The 13523-nt window shown below is 49.5% G+C and carries 12 protein-coding genes; 1 reads left to right on the forward strand and 11 read right to left on the reverse strand.

Annotated features, from left to right (window positions below; genetic code table 11):
- Positions 1-11 precede the first annotated feature (11 nt).
- The 6 genes from K5753_03775 to K5753_03800 all read right to left on the reverse strand — a co-directional run bounded on the left by K5753_03775 (position 12) and on the right by K5753_03800 (position 4725).
- Positions 12-455, reverse strand: a complete 444-nt coding sequence (locus K5753_03775; protein ID MCR4726320.1) for a MarR family transcriptional regulator — start codon at positions 453-455, stop codon at positions 12-14.
- A gap of 216 nt (positions 456-671) precedes the next feature.
- Positions 672-1685: a hypothetical protein gene (locus K5753_03780; GenBank protein MCR4726321.1), complete on the reverse strand. Its 1014-nt coding sequence runs from the start codon at positions 1683-1685 to the stop codon at positions 672-674.
- Positions 1686-2148: 463 nt separating this feature from the next.
- Complete coding sequence (locus K5753_03785) at positions 2149-3114, reverse strand: DUF4097 domain-containing protein (GenBank protein MCR4726322.1); 966 nt, start codon at positions 3112-3114, stop codon at positions 2149-2151.
- Between the two features lie 3 nt (positions 3115-3117).
- Positions 3118-3675, reverse strand: coding sequence for a DUF1700 domain-containing protein (locus K5753_03790; protein MCR4726323.1), 558 nt, complete (start codon positions 3673-3675; stop codon positions 3118-3120).
- Positions 3675-3986: a PadR family transcriptional regulator gene (locus K5753_03795; protein ID MCR4726324.1), complete on the reverse strand. Its 312-nt coding sequence runs from the start codon at positions 3984-3986 to the stop codon at positions 3675-3677. The genes K5753_03790 and K5753_03795 overlap by 1 nt, the downstream gene beginning before the upstream one ends.
- 178 nt (positions 3987-4164) lie before the next feature.
- Entirely contained in the window at positions 4165-4725 is a 561-nt protein-coding gene (locus tag K5753_03800; protein ID MCR4726325.1) for an SGNH/GDSL hydrolase family protein, read from the reverse strand.
- A 166-nt stretch (positions 4726-4891) separates the two neighbouring features.
- Between K5753_03800 and K5753_03805 the strand changes: the two genes are divergently transcribed.
- On the forward strand, positions 4892-5314 hold the full coding sequence (locus K5753_03805) for a DNA-binding protein (GenBank protein ID MCR4726326.1): 423 nt from the start codon (positions 4892-4894) through the stop codon (positions 5312-5314).
- Between the two features lie 89 nt (positions 5315-5403).
- Here the strand turns inward: K5753_03805 and K5753_03810 are convergent, their stop codons facing one another.
- The 5 genes from K5753_03810 to K5753_03830 form a co-directional block, all read right to left on the reverse strand.
- Entirely contained in the window at positions 5404-7278 is a 1875-nt protein-coding gene (locus tag K5753_03810; protein MCR4726327.1) for an SUR7/PalI family protein, read from the reverse strand.
- 664 nt (positions 7279-7942) lie between these two features.
- On the reverse strand, positions 7943-9634 hold the full coding sequence (locus K5753_03815; GenBank protein ID MCR4726328.1) for a hypothetical protein: 1692 nt from the start codon (positions 9632-9634) through the stop codon (positions 7943-7945).
- A gap of 338 nt (positions 9635-9972) precedes the next feature.
- Positions 9973-11109 (reverse strand): C39 family peptidase, encoded by a 1137-nt coding sequence (locus K5753_03820; protein ID MCR4726329.1) that lies wholly within the window; start codon positions 11107-11109, stop codon positions 9973-9975.
- Between the two features lie 532 nt (positions 11110-11641).
- A complete protein-coding gene (locus K5753_03825; GenBank protein ID MCR4726330.1) occupies positions 11642-12496 on the reverse strand; it encodes a GIY-YIG nuclease family protein in 855 nt (284 codons plus the stop codon).
- 41 nt (positions 12497-12537) lie between these two features.
- Positions 12538-13523, reverse strand: a 986-nt coding sequence (locus tag K5753_03830; GenBank protein ID MCR4726331.1) for a DUF4143 domain-containing protein, incomplete at its 5' end; no start/stop codon positions are given.

Raw genomic sequence — 13523 nt, forward strand, 5'->3', positions numbered from 1 at the left:
TCTATCCTCCTTTATTGATTTTTTCCGTTTTCGAGCAATTCGTATAACAACGAATATAACGCTTGCGCTTTTTCGGGCGAAAGGCGCAGACACCCCGCCACGTTTCGGGGAACGTCCTTCGCCTTTTCGCGGAGCGCTTTTCCCTTCTCCGTCAGCGAGACGAGAACGACCCGATCGTCCTCTTTGCTGCGATGCTTTTCGACGTAGCCGCTGTTTTCCATTTTTTTGAGAAGCGGAGAAAGCGTCCCGTTATCCAGCATCAGCTTTTCTCCGATCTCTCCGACGGGAGAGTCGCCGTTTTCCCATAAGACCAAAAACACGAGATATTGCGTGTAGGTAATCCCGAGCGGCTTTAACCAAGGCGTGTACAGACCGACCACTCCCCTCGCCGCCGCATAAAGCGGAAAGCAGAGTTGATTCTTCAATTTCAAAGCTTCGACGTAATCGTATTCCATTTTCGGCACCTCGATTTATGTTTGATACAACTATATTTTATACAACCATTTTTATTTTGTCAACCCTTTTTCGAAAAAATTTTCGTAAGAACTTTTTTCGATTTCGCGCGCGGAACGTGCCCTCCGAAACAAAAAAAAGAGCCCCCGAAAATCGGGAGAGAGGACGTTACAATTTGGTCCGGATTTCAAATTTCGACCAGTTACGCATATCAAGATTTACTCAAAAAGATCATATCTATACAGCTGGACTGTTGCGAGGTTGACTTCGAATATTTCAGTTTCGCCGTTCAACGTATACTGCATTATTAAAGAATCTGACGCTATTTGCAGATCATTTTTTGCGATTTCCACTTCAAACTCAACAAAATTTCCACTCCAATAGCACCGCCTACTGGTTAAGTCATAGTGCGTATTTGCCAAGTCAAAAGCAATTTTCGTCTCGTCAATCGGAACGCCTTCTTCATTGTCTTTTATAATGCTGATAGTTTTTAGGCGTAACGCTTCGTTTGCAAATCGAAACCCTACAATCGTCGCATAATGATCATCTTCACCATCTACGCCGCCCCATCCTTGTATATTCCAATTCAGAGCAAGCGAATATGCGTGATTTTGATTGATAAATTGATCCGTATTCAGTATTCGTTGGGAAAGCGTTCTGTATTGTCGGTCATTTACAATAGGACATTGTTGAAGAAAATCTACGTCGTTTTCCTTTTCATAAATACTTATATCAACGGGAACATTAACATCGCAATTCAACAATCGGAAAGAAATGCTTGTTACTTTTCTGACAATACCTTTTTCCGTCCAATCCGCATTAGGCGCAACCATAAAATCAAAAATGCAAACCGAACAATCCGAAGCAGAAACGCCCGCCTTGCCGTCCATTGTAAAACAATCGGATTGAAGCCCTTCGATGCGTAAGTCTTCTATTCTTTCGCCACTGATACTCTTTACAAAAAGCTTATCGTTTGATCCACGGGTACCGGTATTGTACATAGACAAGTTTTGATCAACAAGTACAGGAATGCTAAAAGCCGCATGAACCGTTTGATTTGCGAAAACGTGCATTTCTCCCGCAACCTGCCGCTCTTTTGCCACAACCGTGGGAGGGTTTTCTTTAACAGGGTTCTTTCTTGTGGATACACATGAGATGCTGACCATCATCAGCATAATGGTGGACAGCAAAATAACGACAAAACCGATCGCTCTATTGATTTTTCGACTCATTCAACTCATCCTTTTGCCGTTGTAAAAAACACGCCACTTGCAAGGTCAAAACTCTCAAAATATCCGCTTTGATTTGTGTCAATTGTCGCGGTATATTCTCCATACGACTCTACTTTGTTATTCTTGTCTTTGCTAACAACTCTACGAACTTTATTGTAAACAAGCAAAAGCAAAGCTTGTCGACAATATCTTTATAATGCAAAGATACCACAATTAACATGCTTTGTCAACACCTATTGTCGAAACATACAAAATTTCGCAACGCAAAAATTCGTTTTATATTGATCCATCGATCGGGCAGCTGTTATTTGCTACCCGCTGACGGACCCCTCGGATAAAGCATAAGAGGTCGTCCAGCTCGTCGGTTAACCTCACTTGACACACGCGGCTATCGCGTGATTTTCACATACAAAAAAAGGACTCGACCGAATCCGATCGAGCCCTTTTTACTCTTTTGAATCGTTTACTGCTCCGTGAAAGTCAGGCGGATATCGCCGGTGTCCACGTCCACGTCCACGCGCTTGTCGCCTTGGGTGTAGGAGCGGGGAGAGGTGCTACCCGTATCCGTCGAAAGGGAGCAGGAATAATCCTCTTTCTTGCCCGCAAGCAGGAGACGGACGTCGCCCGTGTCGCTCTTGACGGTGATGCTCGGCGAAGTGAGCGCCGCCGTCGCGACGACGTCGCCGGTATCCGTCTTGCAGCTAATCGAAGGCGCGGTCATCACGCCGCTGATCTTAATATCGCCCGTGTCGGTTTTCAGCGTGATTTTCTTCGCCTCGACCGCCGCCGAGATCGCGATTTTGCCCGTGTCCGTTTCCGCTTTCAATTCGTTCGCGACCGTAAGTTTGCCCGAAATGCGGACGTCGCCCGTGTCGACCTTGAAAGAAGCGTTTTGCTCCACGGTAATCTCGCCGTTCAGTTTAAGGGAACCCGTGTCCGTTTTCAGATTCAATTCGCTGAACGCGCGCGTTTCGGATTCTCTTCCGACAAAGACGTCCCCGGTATCCGTGTCCAAGGAAAGCGCGATCGTCTTGCCCGCGGGAACGGAGATCACGAAAGTCTTGCCTTTCCCGAAACTGAGACCCACGCGCCACCAACGGAAGCGGTTGCCGGATAAGGTCAGCGTCCCATCGGTCAAAACGGGATCGTAGACCTTGATCTCTCTTCCCTTTTTGTCAAACTTGTCGTAATACAGGATATGGATCTTTTCGTCCTCGGAATACGCGAGGGAAATATCATCGGTGTCCGCGTTTACGACGATCTTCGAGACGGCGGACGCATCCGCTTCAAAGGTCTTTTCTTCATACGTCACGTTGGAAATTTTGGAAAAATCCCAATCGTTTTTCGCCATGGCGACCGCAAAGATGCCGCCGCCGAGAAGAAGCAAGCAAATGCCTAAAATCAACAAAACAAAAATCGCTTTTTTCATACCTTACCTCCGAACGAATACCGCGCTCAAAAGCGATTTGATCGCGGTCGCGACAGCCTTCGTCGCAAGCATAAACCCGACGAAAACCAGAAGCCCGACCCCCGTCCCGGCGAGTCCCATTCCGACGTACGCGGGGATGATCAACCCCGTCGCGCCGAATAAGAACGGACCGACCGCCGCATAGGCGATGCCGGCGATCGCGACTCCGATCCCGGCGGCGCAACACGCCGCAAACGCGACGAGGACGCCGATCGCCGCTCCGAGAAGCGGAAGCGCCAAGATCATACCGACGAGCGCCATGGGCGAAGAACTCGACTTCTTTTCGGGAAGAGGAGTCTCTTCCTCTTCGAACCCGGAGATCGTCGCGCCGCTCGCTTGCCCGACGCGCCTCGCGCATTCTCTCGGCGAACCGAATTCCGCCGTGATCTCTTCCTCGCTTTGCCCGCGAGACATTTTTTCATCCTTCATTTCGCGATAGAATTCGATCGTTCTATCGCGTTCTGTCTTCGAGATCGTGGCGAGTTCCTTTTTGAGCTCGCGTTCCCACGCTTTGTATTTCATTATTTCCTCCCCCTTAACAGAAAACTTTTAATCTTTTCGAACTGATCCATCACCTCGATGAAATCGTCGATCTTCTTTTTGCCCTCTTCCGTGATCGAAAAGTAACGGCGAAGCCTGCCGTTAAACGCGACGGTCTTCGTCTTGACCGCGCCGCCTTTTTCGAGCCTGCGAAGGATCGGGTACAAGGTCGATTCCGATATGACGACGTGCGGCGCAAGATCGGATATGATCTTGTAGCCGTAAGACGGCTCTTCCTCGATCGCCGAAAGCACGCATATTTCCAACAGGCCTTTTTTGATTTGTGCGTCCATCTTTCACCTCATACTGCTCTATGCACCATATTGTACAATGCATAGTATTGCTTGTCAAGAGTTTTAGCGAAAAAATTTTCACCCGATTCACGAGCGTTTCCTTTTATTCTTTGCGCGTTATACGCGCGCATAGAAAAAAGATCTCGAACGGATCGAGACCTTTTTCGCTTTTTATCCGCTATTTCGCGAGCGCGTCCTCAATGACCCGCGCGACCTGCGCCGCGCAGCGCTTTGCGCCGAGCTCGGTCAGGTGAATCTTATCGTCGCAGATATTGCCGGCAACGTCCTCCGCGACCAACGCGTGTAAATCGTTGATTTGGACGCCGAGCGCTTGCAATTTCGGAACGACGAGCGCGTTAAAGCGGTCGATGTCCTCGTTTTTATTATATGGATAAGCGGGATTGACGGGCGTCGTCGTCGCGAAGATCACCTTCGGCGTGATTTTAAGAAGCGCCGTCGCGATGCGAAGGACGTTTTGCGCGTACTCTTCGTCCGTCGAGAAAAGGCTCCCGTCTCCGACGATATTCGCGACGTCCCACAAACCGCAGTTGAAGTGGATCACGTCGCACCCTTTGAGATCTTCTTTCAAATCGAACAAGAAGCGAAGCAGATTCTTCGCGAACTTGCAATTCTCTTTGGGCTGAAAAACCGCCGCCTTTCCTTTCAATAGTTTGGGCACGATGCGACCGTACCCGTATAAGCGAATCGAATCTCCCAAAAGCGCCACTTTCTTTTCCATCGTTCTCTCCTTTCGCGCGGCGGACCCGCGTTTTCTTATTATACATCTTCTCCAAAAAGAACGCTCTCTTTTTTCTGAAATTCCGCGGAATTTCTTTTAAATCGCCGCGCCCTCTTGCGCGGGAACGCGCCGAAATGCTATACTGTCGGAAAAAGCGAGGAAATTTATGGAAACGAAAACCTTCGAAAATATCGTCGCCGTCCGACTGGATAAAGGCGACGAGATCCTGACCTCTCTTCTCAAAGTCGCGAAAGACGAAAAGATCGCCTTTGCGGCCGTCTCCGGCATCGGCGCGACGGATGATTTCGAGGTCGGCGTCTTTGATCTCGAAAAGCAAGACTACGTCCGCGCGCGTTACGCGGGCAATCACGAGATCAATTCGCTCGCGGGCAACCTGACGACAAAGGGCGGCGAGCCTTACGTCCACCTGCATATGACCGCGGCGGGGCCCGGCGGAAAACTCGCAGGCGGTCACTTGCTCCGCGCCGTGATCTCCCTGACTGCCGAGATCTTCCTCGAAAAGATCGACGGCTCCGCAGGCAGAGCGTTCGACGAATCGCTCAAAATCAATCGGATCAAGTTCGACTGAACGAAATCGTTTCCACCCTCTTATCCCATTCCGATAAAAAACCCCGACTTGCGGTCGGGGTTTTTTCGTTGTTTTTACCGTTTGGTAATTCAGTTAAGGACGGCGTCGTGAGCGGCTCTCAAAACCTTATCGACCGCATCATCGGGGAAGCTGTCGTCCAAAATAACGCTGTACCAAGGATTGGGAGCTTTCGGGAAGGCGCTCCTCTTTACCGTCGGATGCGTCTTGGCGAGCTTCTCCGCATAGTCTTCCGGGAGACGGATCAAGAGGACGACCGCGCCGACTTCATAGACGTAGACGAAGCAGGCTTTCTTATCCCCGTTGATCGCATAGTGCGTGTCCGCGAGAGGCAGACCCGTCCGAGTCCTGTTCCCGCGGCAGTTGAGCTCGACGGCGTCGCCGTAATCCGCCGCCAAATAGCCGGCGATTCCTTTCTTGGTGCGCTCGACTTTCGTAACGGTCGCTTTCGCCGCAGCCAAGCTTTCCTTCAAAGAAAGTCCTTCCTTGCGCTTGCCGCCGCAATAGCCGTAGGCTTCATCCAAAATGCTTTGGATCTCGCTTTCGGGGAAGGTGTCGTCCACGATGACGCTGTACCAAGCGTGTTTCGCTTTCGGGAATGCGCTTCTCTTGACGAGCTCATGCTTCTCGGCGAGCGCGTTTCCGTACTTCTCATCCAGCTTGACGAGGAGCATCGTCGTCTCACCGACTTCGTAGACGTAGACGAAGCAGACGTTTTTATGATTCTCTCGGACGGCGTAGTGCGTGTCCGCGAGGGGCAGCCCCGTCTTCGTCTCGTTTTCGCGCCTGTTGAGTTCGACGCCGTCGTCATACTTCCCTTTCAGATAGTCCGCGACGTACTGCTTATGGACCTTGCTATGCGAAACCGTCGCCTTCGCGATCGCAAGGTTCTCTTTCAAAGAGACGGTATCCTCTTCGTGTTCTTCGAGCTCTTCCTCGGTGACCTCTTCGGCGTCTTCCGCGAACGCTTCGGCGTCCTCTTCGAGATCTTCTTCCGCGATGAGCTCGTCTTCAAACTCTTCAATCGCTTCTTCCGCCTCGTCGTCGACGATTTCTTCCGCGACTTCTTCCGCAACGGTTGCGACGGGTTCTTCGACGAATTCTTCGACCTCTTCGATCACGTCGTTCTTCGCTTCGCCTTCCGCGACTCGGATCTCCTCCGCCGCGATGCAAACGAGCGTCTTTTTGAGATCTATTACGCAGCGTTTCTCATTCAGATATTGCACCGACTGCAAAAGGATCTCGCCACCCTCGCCGAAGAGCGTATAACGATAGACACCCTTGTTCGTAACGTCCAAGACGAATTTCGGCTCCGGGAGACTGTCTTCGAGATCCCCGACGCGATTCTCGACGAGCGCGCTTTTCCCGACCTTTCTCAAAACCGCGATCGCATCGCGCGCTTCCTTTTCGGTCGCGAAAACGCCCATTTCTTTGGAAAGATGGTCGCCCTCGTCATCAAAAAGCACGAAGGTGCATTTGCCTGCGCCGTCCTCGGTGATCCGATAGTAGCCGGTTTCTTTCTCGACTTTCTCCGTCTTTTTCACTTCCTTTACGGGAGCGGGCGCGGGCGCTTCTTCTTTTACTTCTTCTTTCTTTTCCTCTTTGATCTCGACGGGCGCCGCTTTCCCCTTTTTGAGGAACGCGATCAGGAACGCCGAGAACGCCAAAGCCGCCAAGACCAGTCCGATGATCGCGATGACGCATTGATGCAGGCAGATCGCGATGATCCCGAACACGAGCACCGCGCCCGACGCGCAAAGCCCCGCCAAGCCGCATCCCCTCTTCTTCTTGGAAACAAGATACCCGATAAACCAAGCGAGCATCAAGCAGGCAAAAATAAAGAGTACCCAGCCGATGCAGAAGGACTTATGGTTCATTCCCGCATCGCCGCCGATCAAGCTTAACATTGCGCCGATCGCCGTCTTATTCGCCATTTGATTTGTCATAAAAATTCCCTCCTTTCTTCGTTTTTCCTTTCTTTTTCCACCCCTTGAAAAGGGTTATATCCGTTTTGATTCGCCGTGCGACCCTCGGGGAAGCGATAGAACTCCGCTTCTTCCCGCGTCGAAGATTCGCCCTTCCGACGAGACTCCGAAAAGCGACGCGCGATCTGTAAACTTCTTGTCGGGTTTTTCGTCTTGAAAACATTATAGCACGATTTGTTCTGCAAAAATTACATTTTCTTAAAAATTTTTTTGAATCGAAAAATTTCGAGGATCGAAATCTCCGAGAATCGGCGATAAAAAAAAAGAAAGGAGGGCTTTGGCGATCCCGTAGGTCGCGCCAAAACCCCGAAAGAAAGGCGTTTTAAGATCCGCATTTTTCAGCGGATCTTAGCTCGACGGGTTCGCGCCCTGCTGCATAAGCGTTTCCCGCGTCGATCTACACCCTCATTATACGAAACCAATTATGACAAATTTATTACAAATATTTGCTTTTTCAAAAATATTTCAAAAAAATTTTCGGCGCGTTTGAAAAAATCCCGAAACCCTTTTGCGATAAAAAACGGACTCCGAATCGCTCGAAGCCCGTTTCCCGTTCGGCGGCGCGCCGCCGCATTTTTTTCTTTCGAAAGATCCCGACCGAAAGCCGCGGAAGACCGCGCGGGGATCAATAGAATTCTTTCAAAATAAAGAGCAACGTAAAGCAAGACGACCAGTTGAAATCCACGATCGAATGCCACTGCTTGCGCCAATCCGGCACGCGGGGCTGCTTGCCCTTTCTTTCGCAGCGATAAGGAATCGTTTGATCCAGAGGATCGTAGAACTCGAAGATCGTGCCCGTCTTTTTGTGCCATTTCTTGACGGTTTCGAGCGTCTTTACCCTAAGTTCTTCCGCGACGTCGTCGTAGCCGTAATCTTGAAGCCCTTTGATGATGAAATAGTTCAGATTCAGCCAAACGCCGCCGCGCCACATATCGGTCGAGAAGGCGGGATGATCCTGCGAGATCGAAGCGAGCGGGACGGGCGTCCAAAGCTTGGTCTTGTCAGTCAAAAGCGCGACCATCCGTTTCGCTTGCTCCTTTGACGGAATGCCGCAGAAAAGCGGAAGGAAGCTGAGGGGGGACAAAACGCGGGTCAACTCCCCGGAGAGCAATTTGTCGTAGTAGGTGCCCGTTTCCTCGTCCCAAAGTTCGGCGTTGATCCTATCTTTGATCCGGTCCGCGACGCGTTGCCATTTTTCCGCGCGTTCGGGATCGCCGAGTTCCGCGAAGATCAAGGAGAGATAATGCGCGTCGTGGACGGCGAAAGCCGAGAAGTCGACGGCGTCCATTTCGTCGTCAAAGTCGAAGCGCGGGCTGTTATCGAGCCCCGATTCGCCGCATTTGCAGTTGGGTTGGTCGGGTTCGGTCAGCCATTCGAGCAACCCGTTCCCGTTGTTATCGCGATGCTCCATATCCCAAATCAAGTACTTTTCGAGGACATCCGTAAACTCCGCGAGGAAAGCGCGGTCGCCCGTCTTTTTATAGACGGTCCATACGCCCCAAGCCAGCACCTGCGGCTGCGTTACGTCCGAGCATTGAAACGGAGACATCATATGCGGAATAAAACCGTCGGAATGCGCTTGCGTCAAGACGGCGCGAAGCGCGTCCTTCGCCATCTCGGGGTTATAGTTCACCATCGCGAGCGCGTGGAACACGCTGTCCCACAGCCACATATGGCGGTGCGGAACGCGGTTCGGCGTCGTCCAGCGGCAGGGGATCGTCCCTTGCGGGCTGTGGACGTTGACCTTATTGACCGAAAGAGCCTTGTAGTAAAGCTTTTCGTATTTTTTATCTTTGCATTTGGGAAGGTTCGCAAAATACGCGTAACGCGCGGTTTTCAAAGCGTCCGGATCCGCCGTTTTGAGCGTTTCGTGAACGCCCGCGCGCGCTCCTTCGATCGAAAACGCGTGATAAATCGCGATCTTGTAGCCGCGATCCGTCTTCTCCCAATCGACGCCGATGCGGTCGTAGGTCGTGCAGTAAACGTCGACGTCCCAGGACTTAACGCACTTCAACCCTTTTTCCCCTTTGAATGTGGGAAGCTCCGGGACGTACCCAATCAAAGCGTCCTCTCCCGCGAAAGTCAGGAAGAACTCCCCTTTCTCGGTCTCCGCGTCGATCATATCACCCGTAACGGCTTTGAAGCGCACCCTGCCCGAAAGCGGGAAGGAAACCTTGACCCATTCTTTAAGCTCGAATCGGATCTCGCCCTTTTTCCATCTCAGCGTCGCGACGAAATCGTCGTAATAACGCGTCAATCCGTCCAAGCCGGAAAACGCAAATAATTGCCCGTATCCCCAAACGTCGTTCAGTTTCATTTTTTCTCCTCTGTCGCCGCCACTGTTCTCTGCAATTAAAACTTAGTTTTAATTTCGGCAATGACAGTATACTATAAGGACCTTTCGCGCGCAAGCGATTTCGTCGAGATTCATCGGATGACGCCCCGACCCCTCGCCCGCTTCCCCGAATGCTTTTTACGAAACGGAAACGCCCCGAAGCCGCCGTAAAATTCGCGAGGGCGCGCGACGCGCCGAGCCGACGAGAGCGCGCAAGAAAATCTCTTCGACTGAAAAAAAATGAGTCCGATAATCTACCGAACTCATTTTCAATCGTTTTATTCGACGTTTCGGATTTATACCGTCTCCGTCTCTCGGGATCAGTATCTGATGACGTACGTATAGCTTTTGTTTTTTAACAGGTTGGTGCTTGCTTTGCTTCTGACTTGAATTTCTCTGCCCGAGCTGTCCCCGCGCTTGCGGTCATAGTCCCCGAACGCGGCTACGCACTTATTGTCTCCGAGATACAATTCCGCGGAATAGCCGGGTTTAAGCAGAATATCGCCTCTTTGCAAAGCGCCCGCCTGACTTTTCGTGAGCACTTCGAAATCCGCTTTCTTGAATGCGTTTGCCATAGTCTTGGTGGACAACGAAGCGCTTACGCCGAAGCCCGCCTTGTTAAACGCAGTGCAGATAAACGAAGAGCAATCGTAATCGGGGCCGTTTCTGGTCTTCGTGCTGTATCCGCAGGAATTATCGTTCGCAGTATTGACCGCCCACTCGATCGCGTCTTCCACGAAAAGGACATCGTCATCCTCCGAGCATTTAAGGAAAGTAAACATCTGTCTGAGCTTCAATTTCGCTTTTCCCTCGGAGGACCCGCTCCACAGCTGATTCATCGTCTTCCAGTTGCAAGAAGCGGTCGCCAACGCGCTCGTTCCTCTCGTAACGCTCGCGGCGGAGTCAAGAACCAAGACTTTATTCGCGTCTTCATCGTAATCGACGATTGCGATGAAGTGTCCTTTGACAAGCGACACGCAAGTATCCCCGTCGGAAAGTTTCTCTACCAAATGATTCCAAACGGAAGTCATTCCGCTTTTGGTTTTGGGCGAACCGTCGCTCTTTACGGAGACGTGAGAACTGAACACGTAGTACTCATCCAGCTCATATCCGTATTTTTTTCCGAACTTGCTGACGGAATTCTTCGTTATCGTGTTGTACGATCCGACGTTTTTGCAATACTGACCCGTCTTCCTCGCCCAATCCGCAAAGATCTTGGGGTTAATAAAATTCCCCGTCAAATATTCGACGGCATTTATCGTCGAAAGAATACCGCAACCTTTATTGTGGATGTTATTGGAGCCCGATCCCGTGCCGTAACGATAGGAGCCCCATCTGGAATCCGTTTGCTGATAAATATGAAAATCGTCTTCGTCGTATACGCTTTCGGCATACGCTTCTCCGACAGGCGCGCCCGCTACCGCCGCGACCGTTACGGACACGACCGATGCGACCAAAACAAACGCGAAAACGAATGAGAAAATCTTGAAAAAGCTTAATTTTGAACGCGACGAATTTGCTTGATTTTTGCTCATTTTACAAATCTCCTTCCAAAAAAATCGGTAAAAGTCGAATCAAGATGCCAAATTATGCATATACTATACCCCCGAAAACCGAGGGTGTCAAGCGAAAACAACACTTTTTCGGATTTTTTTCAAATTGCTTGTTTTTCCCGGCGAAATTCGGAAAAACAGACCGCGCAGACCGTCTCACAGCCTTGCAGATTGCGTCCGTTTCGCATCGCGACGAGCCCCTATTTCCCCCTTAAAACCGCCTCGTGAAGCATTTTCAGATGATTTTTTATTCAAAAATTTATAAAACCGCAAACCGTACCATTGCGCCGATTTGTCACATTCGTTTTCCGCATCGCGCGCCGATCCTTCTCATTTTATAAAAAAAAGGCTCAACCGAGCGGTTCGGTTGAGCCTCAATGGTGAATCACACTGCACCGTAGTTGCTCCGCTGTTTAATATTAAAAAATAATATTAATTAATAAAACGATTCTGCTATTTGCTTCTTCTCCAAATCATTTATTGTAGTACCGTCTTTCATCTTCCACTCGGTTCTTCCGTTAGCATTCCTGCCCATAACAACCGAAGCAGCAAGAGAGGGGCTTGTGAAAACATAGTCTGAAATAAAAGAACCGTCCTGTGAAATTTTCTTTTGATCGAATAATCTTTGGTAAAGTTTTTTGATACTGTCGGAAACGCTTGGCGCTAATTCCATCGCAACTTTTGATCCTTTCATAACCATAAATCCGTCAGAAACAAGAACCCCGGACGCATCGGCACCACGCGCTGCTTTGATATAGAAAAGAGACGGAGCTTTAATTGATTTGCGTTCAACGTATTCAAACGCTTTGTATCCCAAGGTATTTACAAGCAGTTTTGTGTTTTCCACAAACTCTTCAAGCATTCCTTCGTCAAATTCGGAGACGGAAGACTTTGTAGGCACGGTATCGTTTATCAAAGAAAACCGATTGGCCGTTTTGGCAAGGTTGTAGAAGGTATTTTCTAAAAACTTAACGTGCGCTTTGTTGAGGATGTTATCTTTTGAAACAACGACAATGCAATCATTCCAATAATCTTTATCTTTTAAGTGCTGTTTTAACCGAGTCAACATTTTCTCTGCTTCGCCGATATATACGGTATCTATGTTATCCTCATCTTTGCCGAAAAGGAAGTATACGCCGGTATGCAAGCAATCCGGACGAGTCGCAAAGTTCGCGAGTTCGTTTCGGGAAATCTTATATACGCGTCCGTTCCAATTGGATAGTTCACACATGATTCTTCCGCTTGGATTTCCATCAAAAATGCACATCTGGATGGTTTTATTGAAGCTCATATAAACACCTCTTTTGTCATTGAATTAGATTTATCCGTGTTCTAGATGTACTCAATCGGGATGGCGACGTTGCCTTCGCCAAGAGGAAGAAGCTTTTCAACTTTGCAGATGATTCCACCCTCGCCGATCTTGACCAAAGGAAAGTGCGACGCAAGCGCGGCAAAATGTTTGATATCTTTGATATTTGGAGATGCGGTCTTCTTGATTTCCAAGGGGTATAGTGTCCCATCTTGCCAAAAGAGCAGATCTATCTCCTGACCGTCTTTGCTTCTGAAATAATAGATCGGCGGTTCTTTTCCTGCGTTGTAGTAGGATTTGATTACCTCGCTCACGACAAAGGTTTCAAAAATCGCGCCTGACTGCGCACCGTTCATCAACGTTTCTTTCGTAAGCCATTTGCAAAGGTAGCAAACGAGCCCCGTATCTGTGAAGTAGACCTTGGGCGACTTGATCACGCGTTTTGCCGCATTCAAAGAAAAGGGTTGCAAAAGGTAAATAATGCCGGAGGCTTGCAAAACGGAAAGCCACTTCTTGATCGTCGGTGCACTGACGCCCACGTCTTTTGCCAAAGAATCCATATTGAGGATCTCTCCCGTTCTGCCCGCGAGTGCCACGAGGAATTGCATAAAAGTCAACGTGTCTTCGACTTTTATGATCTGACGAACATCCCTTTCGATATAAGTGGATACGTAATCGGCATAATAGCGCGCCCAGTCGCGATCCTGTTTTTCATAGAGAGCGGGCATGCTGCCTTTGTGGATAACATCCCATAATGTACTCGGCGTAAGAATGCGCTCAAAAGGTCTCTTATATAAATAATCTTTTATCGGAAAGAATGGCTCGCTCCACTCGTCAACGAATATCTCTCGCAAAGAAAGCCCCAGCAGATCCACTACGGAAATCCTTCCCGACAAACTTTCCGAGACGCCTTTCATAAGTTCAAATTTTTGCGATCCGGTCAAGAGATAAGCACCCATCTTTCTGTCTTTATCGATCACGTACTTCAAACTTCCGAAAAGTGCGGGAA

This window comes from Clostridia bacterium, assembly GCA_024685775.1.
In the GTDB taxonomy this organism is placed as follows: Bacteria; Bacillota; Clostridia; order Christensenellales; family CAG-1252; genus CAG-1252.

Bases quoted from the DNA above. Each gene is read 5' to 3' on its own strand.
- K5753_03775 (MCR4726320.1), bottom strand. From the start codon at position 455: ATGGAATACGATTACGTCGAAGCTTTGAAATTGAAGAATCAACTCTGC.
- K5753_03780 (MCR4726321.1), bottom strand. From the start codon at position 1,685: ATGAGTCGAAAAATCAATAGAGCGATCGGTTTTGTCGTTATTTTGCTG.
- K5753_03785 (MCR4726322.1), bottom strand. From the start codon at position 3,114: ATGAAAAAAGCGATTTTTGTTTTGTTGATTTTAGGCATTTGCTTGCTT.
- K5753_03790 (MCR4726323.1), bottom strand. From the start codon at position 3,675: ATGAAATACAAAGCGTGGGAACGCGAGCTCAAAAAGGAACTCGCCACG.
- K5753_03795 (MCR4726324.1), bottom strand. From the start codon at position 3,986: ATGGACGCACAAATCAAAAAAGGCCTGTTGGAAATATGCGTGCTTTCG.
- K5753_03800 (MCR4726325.1), bottom strand. From the start codon at position 4,725: ATGGAAAAGAAAGTGGCGCTTTTGGGAGATTCGATTCGCTTATACGGG.
- K5753_03805 (MCR4726326.1), top strand. From the start codon at position 4,892: ATGGAAACGAAAACCTTCGAAAATATCGTCGCCGTCCGACTGGATAAA.
- K5753_03810 (MCR4726327.1), bottom strand. From the start codon at position 7,278: ATGACAAATCAAATGGCGAATAAGACGGCGATCGGCGCAATGTTAAGC.
- K5753_03815 (MCR4726328.1), bottom strand. From the start codon at position 9,634: ATGAAACTGAACGACGTTTGGGGATACGGGCAATTATTTGCGTTTTCC.
- K5753_03825 (MCR4726330.1), bottom strand. From the start codon at position 12,496: ATGAGCTTCAATAAAACCATCCAGATGTGCATTTTTGATGGAAATCCA.